This is a genomic window from Gordonia sp. IEGM753 (genome assembly GCF_050321825.1).
Taxonomy (GTDB): domain Bacteria; phylum Pseudomonadota; class Gammaproteobacteria; order Pseudomonadales; family Pseudomonadaceae; genus Aquipseudomonas.
Genome location: NZ_JBNQGB010000009.1, coordinates 1 through 18,202 on the forward strand (window position 1 = coordinate 1; position 18,202 = coordinate 18,202).

Genomic DNA, 18,202 nt, shown 5'->3' on the forward strand with positions numbered 1-18,202 from the left:
AGTGTGGGGTTTCCCCATGTGAGAGTAGGTCATCGTCAAGATTAAATTCCGAAACCCCAATTGCGAAAGCAGTTGGGGTTTTGTTTTGCCCGCAGGAAAGTGGGCGTCTTTGGTCATAGGCCGACGACGTGCATTGGCGAGTCTTTGAGTGCTGTGCCTTACTCTTTGGACATCTCAGGGAGCGAACGCGATGCGACGAAGAGGCGCTCAATTCTGGTTATGGACAAACGCGCGATTGCCCCTCCATATGCATGAAGAAGTGCTAAATGATGGGTTGCAAATAGAGGTACAAGCCCGCGTGAGTCTTGAGAGGATTATCGAAGTATTCGTTGGCGTTTATGGGGTTAGCGGCTGGTCGATTTGTGAGGAGTTTCACGACCGCAGCACTGACGGGCATTACTGCGAGGCACTGAAGTGGGGTATGCAGCGGGCAAGGCAAATTGTTGCAGATAGCCAGGCGTTTATAGCGCCCCACCGCGTGCAGATAACGCTTGGGCCGGTTATTACGGATGAGTCAGTTCTGGCACTGCGGCGCATGGAAATGACTGATCGGGAACGGCTTAAGCTCAGGGTTGACGATGCATGGGCTGAGTACCTCGCAGCCAAGACCGCCATGCTTTCGCTAATGCGCTTAACTAAAGTCGACCCTAACGCTTGGGCTGAGCACAAAGAGCGCTTGAGACAGGCTATAGATAGACGCGCTTTTGTCCAGCGCGCCTATATGAGCTGATTTAGGTCAGGACTGAGGACGGCGCAACGACTCGATCGTTTCAATCAGGTTGTCATAAGAAACGGGCTTGCCGAGGTGTTGATCAAATCCCGATTGCCGGGACTTCTGAATATCACTGTTTGCCCCATAACCGGTGAGCGCTATTGCCGGAACATCCTTGACCAGCGGCAACTCGCGTAACGCACTCATCAGCTCGTGACCGGTCATAACCGGCATACCCAAATCCGAGATAATCAAATCGAAGCGCATGCTCTTAGCCGCGTCCAAAGCCTCTGCCGGGCGGTCGAATGCGATCACTTGCGCATCCTCCATTTCCAATAACATTTTAAGTGTTTCCAATACTTCAAGAGAATCGTCCACCAACAGGATTGTCAGGCCGCTCAATCGTCCTGTTGCGTCGTCTATGCGGGCGAGTGACCCAGCCTCACTTTCAGTTCCGGTCAGTGGCAGATAAACAGTAAATGTGCAGCCCGCTCCTACACCTGCCGAGCTGACCTCAACGGTACCACCCTGAGCTTCGGTCAACTGACGGACAAGTGAAAGGCCGATCCCCAAACCTTCCCTGTTGTGCGCCGCATGCTGCTTTTCAGCCTGACCAAACAGGTCGAAAACATGCTCCAGGTTATCAGGAGCGATGCCAGCGCCATTGTCTTTCACATCGAGCCGAGCCATTTCCCCCACCTGGCTCATGATCAATTGCACACAACCCTTGGGCTGAGTGAATTTCAACGCATTGTTCACCAGGTTCCAGATGATCTGCTCCAGCCGCGTCGGGTCTGCGTGGACCATCAAAGTATTGGAAGGCACTACGAGCTCAACCACAACATCATGCTGGTTATTAAGTACGACACTGTGAATCTCACGCAGCACGCTGTTGAAATCTACCGCAACCGGTTGCAATTTGAGCTTGCCAGTTCGAACCCGGGCGACATCCAGCAAGTCATCAATAATCCTTGCCTGACTGGTTACTGCATCGCAGATTGTATTCACGGCCTTAGCTGCCGGTGCCACCGATTTGGTGATGGGTAAACGGCGGAGCAACTCCGCGTTCAGTTGAATCAGATTCAATGGGTGCTTGAGCTCGTGGGACATCACCGCAAAGAACTCATCCTTGAGGTAATTTGTATTACGCGTCTCGGCCAATTGTTGGCTTTGTTCCTCATGCTGGCGTTTGTGGCCCGTCAGGTCCCTGGCGATTTTCACATAGCCTTTCAGCGTGTCACCGCTTAACAAGGTCACTTCGCCGCTGCAGAAGAAGCGGCTCCCATCCTTGCGCAAGTGCCAGCGCTCATCCTCACGTCGACCCTTTGTACGAACCTCCAGCAGTTCTGCTTCAGGCGCTCCAGACGCACGATCCTGCGCAGAGAAAATAAAGTCGTAGTACGACCCTTCTGCTTCGTTTTTGCTGTAGCCGAATATCAACTCCGCGCCTTTGTTCCAGCTGGTTATCAGACCTGATTCGTCGAGCGTGATAATCGCGTAGTCGCGGGTACTTTCGGCAACCAGGCGCATGCGTTCTTCGCCCAGACGCAGTTCCTCTTCCGCCGCACGACGCTTGGTAATGTCGATAAAGGTGAGCACTGTGCCGTCGATGTGATCTTCGCTCGAGCGATAAGGCAGCAGGCGGGCTATGTACCAACGGTTCTCGGTTCTGCTGACTTCACGTTCGATCATGTTCAGCGATTCAAAAACCTGTGCCGCATCACTTGCAAGATTTTCGTAAATCAAGCGGTGAGTAATATCAAGCAGGGAGCGGCCGGTATCCACCGGCAACATGCTGAAGATTTCGGTGGCGCGAGGCGTGAACCACTTGATGCGCATGCTGCGATCAACGAACACCGTGGCGATGTCGGTAGAGGCGATCAGGTTGGTCAGGTAATCGTTGATCTTGTCGGTTTCTTCAACCTTGGTTTTTAGCTCGAAGTTAACCGTCAATAGTTCTTCGTTGATCGACTGCAGCTCTTCCTTACTGGTTTCCAGCTCTTCAGTGGCTGATCGTAGTTCTTCGTTAATGGCCTGCATTTCTTCGTTGGAGGCCTTGAGCTCTTCGCTAGAGACTTCCGATTGTTCGACAGTGTCCTGCAAGTGCAACTTGGTTCGTTGCAGTTCGCGCTCCAGATTGGCCAGCACCTGATCTTCCGTTTGCAGCACGGTAGTGGCAGTCAACTCCGTTGGATCGACTTCAACTTCTTCAAAAATCACCAGCACGTAGTCACCGTCCGAGTCGCCCTCCTTGTAGGCGTGAGCGACCAGGTCAATCAAATAGCTGCGCTCTCCTCGTTTGATCGGCACATCGCGCGATTTAACCGACAAACCGCTTTGCTGGACCTGAAACAATGTGGTGCGAAGTTCCAGCCGCAGTTCTGGAAGTATCAGCGTCAATAGATTACGCGACAGCTCACCACCCACGTGACGCAAGAAGCGTGCTGCGCTTTCGCTCATGTGCAGGATGTCGGCATTGGAATCGACGATTACACTCGGCGATGCGCTCTGTTCCAGGGCTCGCTGATGAATGTCGGCGAATGACAACTTGCGTTGCACGCTACTTTGCGGGGCCTCGCGTGAAATGTTGCTGCGCACATAGCCGCCGCGGGGCATTGTTGGTGTGCGGCGGCTGTTGGCCGTGCCAGTCTTGGCGCGGAAGATCCGGTTACGTTTATCTATCGGGGCGAACAATTCATGGCAGGCGTCTGCGCTTTCGGAAGAGCCCAGGAACAGGAACCCACCTGGACGCAACGCGAAGTGGAACATCTGTAGAATTTCGCGTTGAACTTCACGATCCAGATAAATCAGCAGATTGCGGCAAACAATCAGGTCGATCTGTGAGAATGGCGGATCGGACAACAAACTGTGTTTGGCAAACAGCACGCGCTCTCGGATTTCCTTGCGGATTCGGTAGTGCTCGTTCTCTTTGATGAAGTAATGGCGCAGCCGTGTCGGAGGCACATCGGTAATGATCGCTTGAGGGTAAAGTCCGCTGCGGCCGACGCTGATAGCGCGCTCGTCGATGTCGGTGGCAAACAATTGCAGCGAGGCGCTACTGCTGTCCTGTTGCAGTTGATCGGTCAGCAGCATCGCCAGGCTGTAGGCTTCTTCACCCGTAGAACAACCGGCCGACCACACCCGGATTTCTTCCTTCTCCGGTTCCGAAGATATTGCGGCGCTGACCAGTTGCGGCAGAACATCGCGTTCCAGTGCCTCGAAAGCCTCACGGTCCCGAAAGAAATTTGTCACACCAATCAGCATGTCTCCCAGGAGTGCCTTGGTTTCTTCCGGGTTGTTTTGAAGATACAGGTAATAGGCTTTCAGATCTGACTGCGCCGTCACTTGCATCCGGCGTTCGATGCGGCGTAGTACGGTTGCGCGTTTGTAATGTTTGAAATCATGGCCGGTGCCGGTGCGTAACAGGATCAGCACATCATGTAGCAGTTGTTCGTTGACGGCTGCTTCGCGCTCGGATATCGCTTCGATATTTTTGGGTTCAGGTTCGGCCGCGGTCGGTAGGCGAATGTCCTGCGTATTGCGCCACAACTCCAACAGCTTTTGCGGCATGTCCACTACCGGCAATACAAAGTCGACCATGTGCGTTTCAATCGCTGCGCATGGCATGCCATCGAACTCAGCGTCTTCCGGGGCCTGGGCCAGCGTAATCCCCCCCTGTTCCTTGATGCGTGACAAACCGACAGCGCCATCCGAGCCAGTACCAGACAGCACCAGGCAAAACGCGCGTTCGCGGTGGACGACCGCCAGATCCCTGAAAAACAGATCGATCGAGGCATGACGGCCATCACGCGGGTCTGTCGGGCTGACCTGCAGCACGCCATCATTCATCGCGAGCCGCTGCCCTGGTGATATGACGTACACCCGGTTTTTTTCGATAGGCACCGTTTGATTGACCTGCAGAACCGGCATCTTTGTCGATTCCTGGATGATCTTGTCCGCGATGCTTTCGTGGTCGGGTGACAGGTGAAGAATGATCACAAAGGCCATGCCGTTTTCTTGAGGCATGTTTTCAAAGAACAGCCGAAGTGCTTGCAGTCCGCCCGCCGAGGCGCCAATGCCCACCACTGGAAAATCCAGCGTACTGGCGCTCAGATTTTCACGATCGCAAGTGGCTGGATGGTTGGAAGGGGAGTTCATAACTTCTGCCTTTGTCGGCGGCTGGAAATGCGATCAACTAAGAACGATAGAAAGACGCATCGGTGAATCAGGATAATCCCGTTTTTCAATAACACGTTCAAATATTTAACCGTTACCCGCGAGTGCAAAAGCTCAAGGGAACGCCAGTACTGGCCGATAACCCGAACGATCACGGTACTCTTCTTAAATTGCCTGGAAATCCTCGATGCTGTCGTATCACCAAAAGCGTTTTCTGATCGTCGATGATTTTTCGGATTTCCGCAGTTCCGTCAGGTCCATGTTGCGTGAGCTTGGGGTGAAAGAAGTGGACACCGCCGACAGCGGTGAGCAGGCGCTGCGCATGTGTTCGCAGAAATCCTACGATTTCATCCTGCAGGATTTCCATCTGGGCGACGGCAAGAAGAACGGTCAGCAGGTGCTGGAAGACCTGATGCTGGAGAAACTGATCAGCCATGAAAGTGTGTTTGTCATGGTGACGGCTGAAACCAGCCAGGCCATGGTCCTCAGCGCATTGGAGCATGAACCTGATGCCTACCTGACCAAGCCGTTCAACCGTTCCGGCCTGGCGCAGCGCCTGGAGCGACTGGAGCAGCGCAAGACCTTGCTCAAGCCAATTCTGCAAGCCCTCGATCGTGGTAAACCGGTTGAAGTGCTGAATGCCTGTATTGCGCTGTGCAAGCAAGACATCCGTTACTCACCGTTGTGTCTGCGCTATCGGGCTGACGCGTTGCGTGACCTGAATCAGAACGAAGCGCTGGAGCGTCTTTATGACAGCATCATCGCCGACCGGCCTTTGCCTTGGGCGTTCGCAGGGTTGGGCAAATTGCTGTTTAAACGTGGCCAGGTCGCTCAGGCCAAAGGTGTTTACGAGAAAGCGTTGAAAGTGTTCCCGATGATGCCGGCGCTCTACGATGGCATGGCCGATGTACTGGTTTCAGAAGGTGACACCAAAGCGGCGCAGAACATTCTGGAAGAGGCTATTCGCTTGTCGCCGCTGGCGGTACGGCGCCAGGCGTTGCTCGGTAAGCTGGCGATGGCCAACGAAGATTTCGACACCGCCTCCAAAGCCTATCGTCAGGCAGTTTCCCAAGGGGCTCAATCGCGATTCAAAGATGCGGAAAGTAACTTGGGGCTGGCTCACGCACTGATCAGTAAGGGCAGCGATAGAGGGCTGGATACCCGCACCCGTCTGGAAATCAACACTACGTTGAGCGCGGTGGCCAAGGAAAACCCTACCGATCCGGGCCTGCAGATTCGTGCGCGGCTGATGAAAGCCACTAGCCTGCTGCTGAACGATGCCGAAACGGCCGAAAAGCTGACTGAGCAGGCGATGCTGCGTCTGGATGGAATGGAGCAATTCATGAGCGCCGAAGCGGCGCTGCTGGTTGCCAAGCAGCTGCAACAGTTGGGGCAGGCGAGTGCCGGCGCGTCGATGTTGAAAAACTGTGCCGAAATCTACGGTGACGATCCTGTCGTGATGCAAGGCATCGCGAAGTTGACGGACGACCCAGCCATTCTCAATTCCGGCAGCGTTGCAGCCGACCTCAATCGCCAGGGTGTGCGCGTTTACAAGACTGGCGATCTGGTGGAGGCCCGCAATGTGTTTCGAAAAGCGCTGGCGTTGCAGCCGAAGAATATCAGCATCGCCTTGAACATGGCCCAGTCACTGCTGCATGGCACTGATACCAGCGTGCCCTCTGCCGAGCTCGATGAATGTCGAGCCTGTCTGAAAATGGTGGGCATGATGCCTGACACTGACGCGCGTCATCCGCGCTATCAAAAACTGAAGATCAAGGCGTTCGGCGCATGAACCAAGACGACCCGGCACTGGACTTTTCCACGGTGATTGCCTCCACCGTGCACGATATGAAGAACTCCCTGGCCTTGTTGATGCAGGCCCACGGCCAATGGCTGGCGCGTTTGCCCGACACCGCCCAACACACACCGGAGCAAGGCGTGATCGGCTTCGAGTTCGCGCACCTCAACGGCATGCTGGTGCAACTGCTGGGGTTGTACAAACTGGGTGTAAACCAGATGCCGTTGCAGCCGGCTTATCACGAGCTGGATGATTTCATCGAGGCACAACTGGCGTGCCATCAGGACGTTTTTGCCAGTCGAGGCATCATGGCGACCTATGAAGTAGACCCGTTGAGTCCACTGGGATTCTTCGACCGCGAGTTGATCGCCTCGGTGCTGGCCAACAGCATTAATAACGCCATTCGCTACGCCCGCAATGCGGTGTTGATCAGTGTCAGCGATAACGCCGGGCAACTGGTGCTCACCATCAACGACGATGGCGAGGGGTTCCCGCAAGCCATGATCGAGCGTCAGGCCGATTATGTCCAAGGCATCAACCACAGCAGCGGCAGCACCGGACTGGGCCTTTATTTCGCTGGGCGGATCGCCGCGTTGCATCAACGCAATGGCGTAGGCGGCCACACTGAAATAAGTAATGGCGGGCCTTTGGGCGGCGGCGTGTTCAGCCTTTACCTTCCCTGAAGGGTTGTTTTCGTCGCGACTGCTTGATATTCCGAACAGGTGAAGCCTATTTTGTACGGGTTGCCGTTAGTGGCTCGTACAACAACAAGGATTGCGTCATGACAACCGATGGCCAGCGCTCACTCGCACAGCGATTGACGGGCATTGATGAGATTGAATGTGTCACGCCGGACCTGAACGGTGTGCCGCGCGGCAAAGTAATGACCGCTGAGGGGTTTCTGGAAGGGCGGCGTTTGCAGATGGCGCGGGGTGTGCTGCTGCAATGCATTATGGGTGGCTACCCGGCGCCGCGTTTCTACGGCAGCGATGATGGTGATCTCGCGCTGGTGGCCGATCCCGCACAGATCCACCGCTTGCCCTGGAGCAAGCACCCGCGAGCGTTCGCCATTTGCGATGCGGATGAGCTGACGGGCGAAAGCTCAAGCTTGTCGACTCGCGGCCAACTGAAGAGTGTCATTGCGCGTTACACAGCCCTCGGTTTGGCGCCTGTGGTTGCAACCGAGCTGGAGTTCTTTGTACTCGCGCCCAATCCTGATCCGACTCAAGCCTTCAAGCCGCCCGTGGGCCTGGACGGTCGACGCGAGGATGGGCATTCAGCGTTCAGTGTCAGTTCCAATAACGGCTTGCGACCCTTCTTCAGTGAAGTCTATGAATGCATGGCAGCGCTCGGGCTGCCGCGCGATACGTTCATGCATGAAATGGGCGTCAGCCAGTTCGAAATCAACTTGCTGCACGGCGATCCCTTGCTGTTGGCCGACCAGACATTCCTGTTCAAACACCTGCTGAAAGAGGTTGCGCTCAAGCATGGGCTGACAGTGGTCTGCATGGCCAAGCCGCTCGCGCACACGCCGGGCAGTTCGATGCACATCCATCAGAGCATCGTCGATATCGGCACCGGACGAAACGTGTTCAGCAGCGAGAACGGCGAACCCACCGCTACCTTCCGCCACTTCATTGGTGGACAGCAGGCTGCGATGGCCGATTTCACCGCGCTGTTTGCGCCCAACGTTAACTCTTATCAGCGCTTATGCCATCCGTTCGCGTCGCCGAATAATGCCTGCTGGTCGCATGATAACCGTGCGGCGGGCTTGCGCATTCCTGCCAGTTCGCCGGTCGCTCGCCGGGTTGAAAACCGCTTGCCGGGCGCTGATGCAAACCCGTATCTGGCCATTGCCGCAAGCTTGGCTGCAGGGCTGTACGGCATCGTCAATCAATTGGAACCGAGCGAGGCCATTCAAGGCGAATTCGAGGTGCCGGATAATCTTTCATTGCCGTGTACCCTGCATGCCGCTCTTGAGCGTCTGAAACGTAGCCAATTGGCGAAGGAACTGTTCGGCGAGGAGTTCATCGAAGGTTACATCGCTTCGAAGACCATGGAGTTGACCAGCTTCTTTGATGAAATTACTCCCTGGGAACGGCGTGTTCTAGCAGCCCAGGCCTGACGAATCGTCGCCATCGGACTATCTTTCAGACAGTCCGATTCTTACTTCAAGGAGCCGCTCGGAACGCCGATGCGCCAAATCTGGAAATCCTTTCGAGCCCTGTATTTCGCCTCGCTGATGATGTTGATCGGCTCTGGCCTGCTGAGTACATATTTGGGCCTGCGCCTGGCTGCCGATAATGTCGACAGCCTGTGGGTGGGCGCCCTGATGGCGGCTAACTATTTTGGCCTGGTGCTGGGCGGCAAGATTGGCCACAGGCTGATCGCGCGGGTCGGGCACATTCGGGCCTATGCCACGTGTGCCGGGATTGTCGGTGCGGCGGTATTGGGCCATGGATTGATCAACTGGCTGCCGGCCTGGTTGTTCCTGCGGGTGATCGTTGGCTTGGGCATGATGTGCCAGTACATGGTCATCGAGAGCTGGCTCAACGAGCAGGCCGAAGCGAAACAGCGCGGCATGGTGTTCAGCGGCTACATGATCGCTTCGTATCTGGGGCTGGTGTTGGGGCAGCTGATATTGGTCATGCACCCGGCGTTGGGTCTTGAACTGTTGATGCTGGTCGCCCTGTGCTTCGCTTTGTGCCTGGTGCCGGTCGCCCTGACCCGAAGGATCCACCCTGCGCCATTACACCCTGCGCCAATGGAGCCGCGGTTCTTCATCAAGCGTGTGCCGCAGTCGCTGAGCACGGTGCTGGGGGCCGGGCTGATCGTTGGTTCGTTCTACGGTTTGGCGCCGCTGTATGCGTCCCAGCAGGGGCTGTCTACCGAGCAGGTCGGTCTGTTCATGGGTAGCTGCATCTTTGCCGGACTGCTGGTGCAGTGGCCGTTGGGCTGGTTGTCTGATCGTTATGATCGCGCATTGTTGATTCGCTGCTTTGCATTCAGCCTGGCGTTGGCTGCACTGCCGCTGGCGATCATGACGCAAGTGCCTCTGGAAGTGCTGTTCATTGCCGGGTTCTTCTGCTCGTTGGTGCAGTTCTGCCTGTATCCCTTGGCGGTTGCATTTTCCAATGACCACGTCGAAGGCGATCGTCGGGTGTCGCTGACGGCCATGTTGTTGGTGACTTACGGCGTGGGGGCGAGTATCGGGCCGCTGGTGGCCGGGGTACTGATGAAACTGTTTGGCAGTCATATGCTGTATGCGTTTTTCAGTTTCTTCGCGTTGGTGCTGGTGTGGCGAATTCGCCCGAAAGCGGTGACCAATCTGCACCAGGTAGACGATGCTCCGTTGCATCACGTGGCCATGCCGGACAGCATGTCGAGCTCACCGCTGGTTGCTGCGCTTGACCCGCGTGTCGATGAGCAAGTGGTGCAGGAACAGATGCAGAATCCGATCAATCCCGAGCCACCTCCCGAGCCCGAGCCCGAGGCTGGCCCGGAGGCTGAGACCGAGCCGACACCGGAAGATCCTGACGCGCCTCGCGAGCAGAGTTTTACCGAGGCCAGGCCTTAACAGTCGGGCATAAAAAAACGGGCAGCCACCGCAAGGGGCTGCCCGTTTTTTATTGAGGCGGTGTGTTACATGTCGTCCTTATCAAAACGACGCGCCTCGCGCTGAAGCTGATAAACGAATCGCTCGACCTGACGCTGCACCAGCCCGCTCATGTTATGAAAGCGGACACCGGCGAAGGTCGTGGCGATTTTTTCTTCAAAATGCAGGTAACGCAATTCAACCGGCGCGGTCATGCTGCCAAAGGGCAGGGCGGCGGCGAAGCGATCGTACACCTGGCCCAGTTGCAGGCTGTCGGTGATGTCGCCTTCAAACCGCAGCTTGCAACCGGTAGCCGAGATGTCCAGCAGCTTGCCGCTGATGGGAGCCTTGAGCTTCTCGCCATCCAGATCGACATTCACCAGTTGCGCCAGTTTCAACGCGGCACGGAAGGCATTACGGCGCTGGTGATACACAACTTCGGTGGGCATGGCGCCACGGTAGCAACGCCCGCCATCGGAATCGTCGACAGTCATCGCTCCGTTGCTTTCCCAGGCAATGCGCACGCCCTCATGGAAACCTTCGACCCGGAACGGCTCGCCGGCCAGCAGAAAGCGTTCGCCGTCGCTGGGGATCATTTCGTCCAGAACAATTGTGGCGCTGTCACGGTCGATGTCCACCAGATAGCTCTGGAAACGCTGGGTACGTTCATGGAACGTGATGATCAGCGGATCATGGCTTTCTTGCAGCTGGCGCAGGGTGCCGGAGATTTCCAGGGGCGTGGTGAGCACCTTGGGTGGCTGCGGAGCATCTTCCGCGCTTAAGGCATTGAACACGGTTAATCAATCTCCAGACAAAATATGACTATGACTGGCCAGCATATTGCCAGCATGTTGCGCGTCTTGATAGTGCGTGCGTGATTGCGGGCTTAAGCCTGACTGAGTGGACGCGGCTTCGCAAGCTTGGCGGTTGAACCGCGCGCATCATAAAGTGCTGGCGGTTCACCGCCGGTGAGGATCTTCAACTGATTGGCCGTGGCGGCCTGCTGCACCAAAATTGACTGACCATTGCTGACGTTGGTCGCTTGGCATTGTGCCAAAAGGTCAGTCAGCACATCGCTTTGCGCCAGCAGATCGGCACCCACGCTCGACTGGCTGGCAAGTTGCTCCAGGCCATTACGGTTGGTCGGCAGATTGAGGCTGGCGAGAATTTCGCTGCGCTTGCGGCCATGCTGTTCAAGCAGAATGATCAACGCCTGTTTGCGCGCCAGAATTTCTTCGAGCAGCGGCATGTCGCGACCGTGCAAGGCGATGGATTCGGTTTGCAGTAATTCCAGCAACTGTTGCGCTGGAGCAAAGTCGTCGGTGATCAGTTGCAGTAGATTAGTGTCGTGCATGGCTGGCCTTGGGTTTTAAGCGTCCAAAAGCCTGGCGCAGGCCTTGGGCCTAGCGCTGGGCTTCGAAGTTGAGCAGTTTGCTGGCTACACGGTTGCTGTCGACTTTATAGCTGCCATCGGCAATCGCTGCTTTCAACTCGGCCACGCGGGCGTTGTCGACGGCAGGCTGATCGCGCAGCTTGTCAGTGACCTTCTGCAACTGTTGAGCCTCATTGCTGAGGTGTACCGATTCCCCGCTTTTGACGGTGCTGGCCTGTTCGGCTGGAGCCTCCAGTGCTGCGGATTTGCCGGCTTCGGCAGTTTCCTTGCTGGCGCTGGTACGCGTACTGCCCGTCAGTGTCGAGGAACTGTTTAAACGGCTGAAATCAATGACCATGATCAAAAAACCTCTGGATATTTGGACGCTTGCCATGTTTTCGGCTATCCCTGCGAAAACTTTAGGCCCATTTATCAATGAGCCTGCCTGCGCCAGTGCTTTTCCTGCATGGGGCACAGTTTAGGCAACCGCCGGGCGGCGCGCCATATGTTCACGAGCGGTGAGGCTTACATGGCCACTTCCACTTGTCCGGGCGCGATGACCTGCGCCTTGATGACCCGATTGGAGTTGAGGTTTTTTACACGGATCTGTTCACGCAAACCGCCGTTGGACAGCGCTTCGCCGGGCATACGCACGCTGAGCGTACCACTGCGCGCGGTAATCACAACCTGATCGCCTTTGCTGATGACTTCAGCTTGTTCGATGTTCACCAGCGTAATGACCTGGTCGGCGACCATTGGTCGGGTAAGTTTTTGCCCTATCGCCTGATCGAGAGATGTCAGATAGCCCTGGCTGATCAAACTAATGTCGCGCTCGCGCAGGGTGACATCGTCAGGCTCGACAATACCGGTGCGGCGCAGCGGCCGGGTAGTGGTGACAATGTCGCGAAACAGGCGGACTTGAGCGGGCACGAACACCGTCCACGGCGAGCTGCCCTCGCAACGAACCTTGACCGTGACCCGTCCCAGCGGCACTGCCGGGCTTTCGAGGCTGGCTGTCAATTCCTTGTCGCACATCGGCATGCGCAGTCGCGGATCGAGCTGGTTGACCTGAATTTCGTAGCGACCCTCCGTTTGACTGGTAGCCAGATAGTCTTCTACGGTGAATTCAAGAAAGCCCTGAGTGACGCCGATAAGCATGTCAGGCAAGGTAACCGCGTCAGCAAGGGCAGGGCTGCCAGCGTTGAACAGGCAAACGGCTGACACCGCGCAAAGCAATTTGCGAGTGTTTGATGTCAGGCGTCGGAAAAATGTCGGTTCTGTGTTCATAAGAGTTAAAAAGCAAGCGCCGTGCCGTTTAGTGATTCTGGTGCGTCGCAACACCCTTAGCGTTGGTGTAGGAGTCTTGGCATGGCTGGTGTAATGGATTCGGTAAACCAGCGCACACAACTGGTTGGGCAAAATCGCCTGGAGCTGTTGCTGTTCCGTCTCGACGGCCAGCAGCTCTATGGCATCAACGTATTCAAGGTCCGTGAGGTGCTGCAATGCCCCAAGCTGACGTTGATGCCCAAATCCAGTCCGGTCGTGTGCGGTGTGGCGAATATTCGAGGGGCGACGATTCCGATTCTTGATCTGGCGATGGCAACCGGTTCCGGTGCACTTAAAGATCAAAGCAATCCTTTCGTGATCATCACGGAGTACAACACCAAGACCCAGGGTTTCCTGGTGCGCTCGGTAGAACGCATCGTCAACATGAACTGGGAGGAGATCCATCCGCCACCCAAGGGCACCGGGCGCGACCATTACCTGACAGCAGTGACGCGAGTCGACAACCAGTTAGTCGAAATCATCGATGTCGAAAAAGTGCTCGCGGAAGTTGCGCCCACTCCGGAAGCGATTTCGGTGGGTGTAGTGGATGTCGAAACCCAGCACAAGGCGCTGTCCTTGCGTGTGCTGACGGTCGATGACTCCTCCGTGGCGCGCAAACAGGTGACGCGTTGCCTGCAAACCGTGGGTGTTGAAGTGGTCGCGTTGAACGACGGCAAGCAAGCGCTGGATTACCTGCGCAAACTGGTCGAAGACGGCAAAAAACCGGAAGAGGAGTTCCTGATGATGATCTCCGACATCGAGATGCCGGAGATGGATGGCTACACGCTCACGGCAGAAATCCGCAACGACCCGCGTATGCAAAAACTGCATATCATCCTGCATACTTCGTTATCAGGCGTGTTCAATCAGGCGATGGTCAAGAAGGTGGGTGCCGATGACTTCCTTGCCAAATTCCGTCCTGATGACCTGGCATCCCGGGTAGTCGACCGGATCAAAGCAGCAGATATCAGCTAGGGGCCTTCTGCCCCTGGTGGTTAATACGATTTAAGAGGCGGCATCTTGTCTACGGGTAATTTGGATTTCGAACAGTTCCGGGTGTTTCTGGAAAAAGCCTGTGGCATTTTGCTTGGCGAAAACAAGCAGTACCTGGTGTCGAGCCGTCTCAACAAGCTGATGGAACAGCAGGGCATCAAATCCCTGGGTGAGCTCGTGCAGCGGATCCAGACCCAACCGCGCAGTGGTTTGCGCGAGCAGGTAGTGGATGCCATGACCACCAATGAAACCCTGTGGTTTCGAGACACGTATCCGTTTGAAGTCCTGAAGAACAAAGTCCTGCCCGAAGCGATCAAGGCCGCCCCCGGCCAACGGTTGCGGATCTGGTCGGCGGCATGCTCTTCGGGTCAGGAACCGTATTCGCTGTCGATGTCCATCGACGAGTTCGAGCGGGTCAACATGGGGCAGTTGCGGATGGGTGTGCAGATTGTTGCCACTGATTTGTCCGGCACCATGCTCAACAACTGCAAGACCGGTGAGTACGACAGCCTGGCAATCGGCCGTGGCCTGTCGCCGGAGCGCCTGCAGCGTTATTTCGACCCGAAGGGGCCGGGACGCTGGGCGATCAAGGCACCGATCAAAAGCCGTGTCGAATTCCGCTCGTTCAACCTGCTGGACAGCTACGCGAGCCTTGGCAAATTCGACATCGTGTTTTGCCGCAACGTTTTGATCTACTTTTCCGCTGAGGTGAAGAAAGACATCCTGCTGCGCATCCACAGCACGCTCAAACCGGGTGGTTATCTGTTTCTTGGCGCTTCAGAGGCGTTGAACGGGTTGCCGGATCATTACCAGATGGTTCAGTGCAGCCCGGGGATCATTTACCAGGCGAAATAATTTTTCGGCGGCATAAACAACGGGAGCCCTCAGGGCTCCCGTTTTTTTTGCCTTGGCGCCATCAGACACTCTGGGAGCAAGCTCTGTGGCGAGGCAGTGTTCTTGCGGGGGAGGCAAGCGGCAGAAAAGCGGCAGGCAGCGGAAACCGGTTGCCGCTTTTCTGGCATTGCCGCGTTACTTCTGCCCGCAAAGCCCCTGTTTCCGGGCTTATTTTAATTGGCACGCCGCTTGCTATGTTCATCGTACGAAAAATCAGGTCACCCGAAGGTTTCCCGACATGAGCATCAGCTTCGATAAAGCGCTCGGTATTCACGAACAAGCCTTGGGCTTTCGCGCACAGCGCGCCGAAGTCCTGGCCAACAATATCGCCAACGCCGACACCCCGAACTACAAGGCGCGGGATCTCGATTTCTCGAAGGTGCTTGCCGCGCAGAACGAGAAAACCAAGAGCGGTAGTTTCGCTTTGAACATGACCAATAGCCGTCACATCGAAGCTGAAGGCCTGGGCAATGGCGATGAGTCGCTGATGTATCGCACGCCGATGCAACCCTCGATTGACCAGAACACCGTGGACGCTCAGCTCGAACAGTCGAACTACGCGGAAAACGCCGTCGGCTTTCAAGCCAGCTTCACCCTGCTCAACAGTAAATTCAAAGGGCTGATCTCAGCCCTGCGCGGAGAGTAAGTCATGTCCCTAGCCAGTGTTTTCAACATTGCCGGTAGCGGCATGAGTGCTCAAACCACTCGCCTCAACACCGTCGCCAGTAACATCGCCAACGCCGAGACCGTTTCGTCGAGCATCGACCAGACCTATCGCGCGCGCCACCCGGTGTTCGCCACCATGTTCCAGGGTGGTCAGAACGGCGGCAGCGATTCGCTGTTTCAGAGCCAGGATGCCGCCGGCCAGGGCGTGCAGGTGCTGGGTGTGGTCGAAGACCAAAGCAACCTGGAAGCGCGTTACGAACCTAACCATCCGGCTGCCGACGCCAAGGGTTACGTCTACTACCCGAACGTCAACGTGGTGGAGGAAATGGCCGACATGATTTCCGCGAGCCGTTCGTTCCAGACCAACGCCGAAATGATGAACACCGCCAAAACCATGATGCAGAAGGTCCTGACCCTGGGTCAGTGATAAGGGGCGACTTTCCATGAGTGTGACCGATACCACGAGCGCCTTGAGCCTCAAAGACATCCTGGCCAATTCGTCGATCAAGACCAGTACCACGACTGACGGCCTGGCAGCGGCAACCAACAGCTCGACCGGCAAACAAGCGCTGGGCAAAGACGCGTTCCTGCAATTGCTGGTGACGCAACTGAAAAACCAAAACCCGCTGGAGCCGCAGGACAACGGCGCGTTCGTTGCTCAGTTGGCGCAGTTCAGCAGCCTGGAAGGCATTACCACGCTCAACGATACCGTGAGCGGCATTGCCGGCAACTACAACTCTTCCCAGGCTTTGCAGGCGTCGTCGCTGGTCGGGCGTTCCGTTATCGCGCCGGGCAGCAAGGCTGTGGTCGATACCTCGAAAAGCATGACCGGTTCGGTGGTGATGCCAACGTCGGTGTCCGCTGCAACCCTGAAAATCACCGATGCCGATGGCAAGGCTGTTCGCACCATCGACATGGGCACTCAGGCAGCCGGCAACGCCAGCTTCATCTGGGATGGCAAGAACGATGCGGGCGAGACGGTACCGTCGGGCACCTACACCTTCGCGGCGTCGACCACCATCGACAGCCAGGCCGTATCGCTGATCACCAACCTGCCGGCGACCGTCAACAGCGTGACCATCAGCCAGACCGGCGGTGAGTTGATGCTTAACCTCGCCGGATTGGGCAGCGTTGCCCTGTCCAAAGTCCAAACAATTGGTATGTAGAGCCGACTAACACGGCACAAAGGAGTGGAATATGTCTTTCAATATCGGCCTTAGCGGTCTCTATGCAGCCAACAAACAACTGGACGTAACCGGCAACAACATCGCCAACGTCGCGACCACCGGTTTCAAATCGTCCCGTGCAGAATTCGAAGACGTTTACTCGGCGACCAAACTGGGTTCCGGTAGCAAGACCGTCGGTAACGGCGTGCGTCTGGCCAACGTTTCCCAGCAGTTCACCCAGGGCGACATCAACAACACCGGCAACGTGCTGGACATGGGCATCAACGGTTCGGGCTTTTTTGTCATGAACAACAACGGCTCGTTGTCCTACACCCGGGCGGGTACGTTCAAGGTCGACAAGGACGGTTACGTCACCAACACTGACGGCACTTCGCGCCTGCAAGGTTACGGTGTGGACGCCAACGGCAAGATCCAGAACGGCGTACTGACCGACCTGCGCATCGACACCTCCAACCTGGCGCCGAAAACCACCACCACGGTATCGTCGACGATCAACTTGAACTCCTCGGCTGATCCGATTGATCAAGCCGTTGCGACCAACAAGTTCGATCCGACCAAGTCGGAAACCTTCACCAAACAGTTCAGCACCCCGATTTTCGACAGTCAGGGCAACCAGCACACCATGGATCAATACATGGTCAAGACTGGCGCCAATACCTGGGACACCTACACCCTGATTGACGGTCGCAACCCGGACGGTACGGCACCTACTGCCCCGAACGCGCCGATTCCGTCGACCATGACGTTCGATACCACCGGCAAGCTGACCCAGGTCAGCACCCCTGTGAAACCTGCGACCACTCCACCTACGTTCGTGCTCAGCAGCGACCTGACCATCAAGGACTGGACGCCAGGCACCGTGACCAATGGTAACTGGACGGCCAACGGCGCCGCAGCCAGCACCGCGGGCGTGACCATCTCGATGGCTAACACGACGCAGTTCAACGCCGATACCGCGCGTTCGATTCCTTCGCAGAACGGCTACGCCACCGGCCAGATCACCAACCTGACCATCGACGGCAGCGGTGTGTTGCTGGCCAACTTCAGCAACAACCAGACCAAGCCGATCGGCCAGATCTCGCTCGCCAGTTTCACCAACGAGCAGGGCCTGCAACCCGTTGGCGGCACTAGCTGGAAAGAAACCTATGCCTCGGGTATCCCGGGCTACGACGCGCCGCAAACCGGCACCTTGGGCTCGATTGCTTCCAACTCGCTGGAAGAGTCCAACGTCAACCTGACCAACGAACTGGTCGACTTGATCAAGGCGCAAAGCAACTACCAGGCGAACGCCAAGACCATCTCCACCCAAAGCACCATCATGCAAACCATCATTCAGATGACTTGATGCTGGTTGGCTGATTGCTGCACTCAGAACCCCTCGAAAGAGGGGTTTTTTGTGACCGGGGTTTTGTCCGCCGACATTTTTTTGCTGCTCAGGCCCTCTTCGCCAGCAGGCTGACTCCCTCATTGGAATTCGTTCTCC

General features: G+C 56.4%; 16 protein-coding genes. 11 read left to right on the plus strand and 5 right to left on the minus strand.

Annotation, left to right across the window (positions count from 1 at the left end):
- Positions 1-247 precede the first annotated feature (247 nt).
- Complete coding sequence (locus tag ACQR3R_RS28430) at positions 248-730, plus strand: hypothetical protein (protein WP_428277680.1); 483 nt, start codon at positions 248-250, stop codon at positions 728-730.
- Positions 731-736: 6 nt separating this feature from the next.
- On the opposite strand, the gene ACQR3R_RS28435 is transcribed toward ACQR3R_RS28430, so the two are convergent.
- A complete protein-coding gene (locus ACQR3R_RS28435) occupies positions 737-4,870 on the minus strand; it encodes a CheR family methyltransferase (protein WP_428277682.1) in 4,134 nt (1,377 codons plus the stop codon).
- Between the two features lie 205 nt (positions 4,871-5,075).
- On the opposite strand from ACQR3R_RS28435, the gene ACQR3R_RS28440 reads away from it, so the two are divergent.
- The 4 genes from ACQR3R_RS28440 (at position 5,076) to ACQR3R_RS28455 (ending at position 10,263) form a co-directional block, all read left to right on the plus strand.
- Positions 5,076-6,680: a response regulator gene (locus ACQR3R_RS28440; protein WP_428277684.1), complete on the plus strand. Its 1,605-nt coding sequence runs from the start codon at positions 5,076-5,078 to the stop codon at positions 6,678-6,680.
- On the plus strand, positions 6,677-7,369 hold the full coding sequence (locus tag ACQR3R_RS28445) for an ATP-binding protein (RefSeq protein WP_428277686.1): 693 nt from the start codon (positions 6,677-6,679) through the stop codon (positions 7,367-7,369). Before ACQR3R_RS28440 ends, ACQR3R_RS28445 begins: the two co-directional genes overlap by 4 nt.
- 98 nt (positions 7,370-7,467) lie before the next feature.
- A complete protein-coding gene (locus ACQR3R_RS28450; RefSeq protein WP_428277688.1) occupies positions 7,468-8,811 on the plus strand; it encodes a glutamine synthetase family protein in 1,344 nt (447 codons plus the stop codon).
- A 69-nt stretch (positions 8,812-8,880) separates the two neighbouring features.
- Entirely contained in the window at positions 8,881-10,263 is a 1,383-nt protein-coding gene (locus tag ACQR3R_RS28455) for an MFS transporter (protein WP_428277690.1), read from the plus strand.
- 65 nt (positions 10,264-10,328) lie between these two features.
- On the opposite strand, the gene ACQR3R_RS28460 is transcribed toward ACQR3R_RS28455, so the two are convergent.
- The 4 genes from ACQR3R_RS28460 to flgA all read right to left on the minus strand — a co-directional run bounded on the left by ACQR3R_RS28460 (position 10,329) and on the right by flgA (position 12,811).
- Entirely contained in the window at positions 10,329-11,075 is a 747-nt protein-coding gene (locus ACQR3R_RS28460; RefSeq protein WP_428277692.1) for a flagellar regulator YcgR PilZN domain-containing protein, read from the minus strand.
- A gap of 92 nt (positions 11,076-11,167) precedes the next feature.
- Positions 11,168-11,635 carry a flagellar export chaperone FlgN gene (locus ACQR3R_RS28465; RefSeq protein WP_428277694.1) on the minus strand — a complete coding sequence of 156 codons (468 nt, stop codon included), beginning with the start codon at positions 11,633-11,635 and terminating at the stop codon, positions 11,168-11,170.
- Between the two features lie 49 nt (positions 11,636-11,684).
- Positions 11,685-12,011 carry a flagellar biosynthesis anti-sigma factor FlgM gene (gene flgM / locus ACQR3R_RS28470; protein WP_428277696.1) on the minus strand — a complete coding sequence of 109 codons (327 nt, stop codon included), beginning with the start codon at positions 12,009-12,011 and terminating at the stop codon, positions 11,685-11,687.
- Positions 12,012-12,178: 167 nt separating this feature from the next.
- The gene (gene flgA, locus ACQR3R_RS28475) at positions 12,179-12,811 is read right to left on the minus strand and encodes a flagellar basal body P-ring formation chaperone FlgA (protein WP_428278048.1); all 633 of its coding nucleotides are present in this window, start codon (positions 12,809-12,811) and stop codon (positions 12,179-12,181) included.
- A 210-nt stretch (positions 12,812-13,021) separates the two neighbouring features.
- Here flgA and ACQR3R_RS28480 point away from each other — a divergent pair, with 210 nt between their 5' ends.
- The 6 genes from ACQR3R_RS28480 (at position 13,022) to flgE (ending at position 18,064) form a co-directional block, all read left to right on the plus strand.
- Entirely contained in the window at positions 13,022-13,954 is a 933-nt protein-coding gene (locus ACQR3R_RS28480; RefSeq protein ID WP_428277698.1) for a chemotaxis protein CheW, read from the plus strand.
- A 45-nt stretch (positions 13,955-13,999) separates the two neighbouring features.
- Complete coding sequence (cheR, locus tag ACQR3R_RS28485; RefSeq protein ID WP_428277700.1) at positions 14,000-14,827, plus strand: protein-glutamate O-methyltransferase CheR; 828 nt, start codon at positions 14,000-14,002, stop codon at positions 14,825-14,827.
- A 277-nt stretch (positions 14,828-15,104) separates the two neighbouring features.
- Entirely contained in the window at positions 15,105-15,512 is a 408-nt protein-coding gene (gene flgB / locus ACQR3R_RS28490) for a flagellar basal body rod protein FlgB (RefSeq protein WP_428277702.1), read from the plus strand.
- A 3-nt stretch (positions 15,513-15,515) separates the two neighbouring features.
- Positions 15,516-15,959 (plus strand): flagellar basal body rod protein FlgC, encoded by a 444-nt coding sequence (gene flgC, locus ACQR3R_RS28495; RefSeq protein WP_054054819.1) that lies wholly within the window; start codon positions 15,516-15,518, stop codon positions 15,957-15,959.
- A gap of 16 nt (positions 15,960-15,975) precedes the next feature.
- Complete coding sequence (flgD, locus tag ACQR3R_RS28500; RefSeq protein ID WP_428277704.1) at positions 15,976-16,698, plus strand: flagellar hook assembly protein FlgD; 723 nt, start codon at positions 15,976-15,978, stop codon at positions 16,696-16,698.
- A gap of 31 nt (positions 16,699-16,729) precedes the next feature.
- A complete protein-coding gene (flgE, locus tag ACQR3R_RS28505; RefSeq protein WP_428277706.1) occupies positions 16,730-18,064 on the plus strand; it encodes a flagellar hook protein FlgE in 1,335 nt (444 codons plus the stop codon).
- Positions 18,065-18,202: the final 138 nt, after the last annotated feature.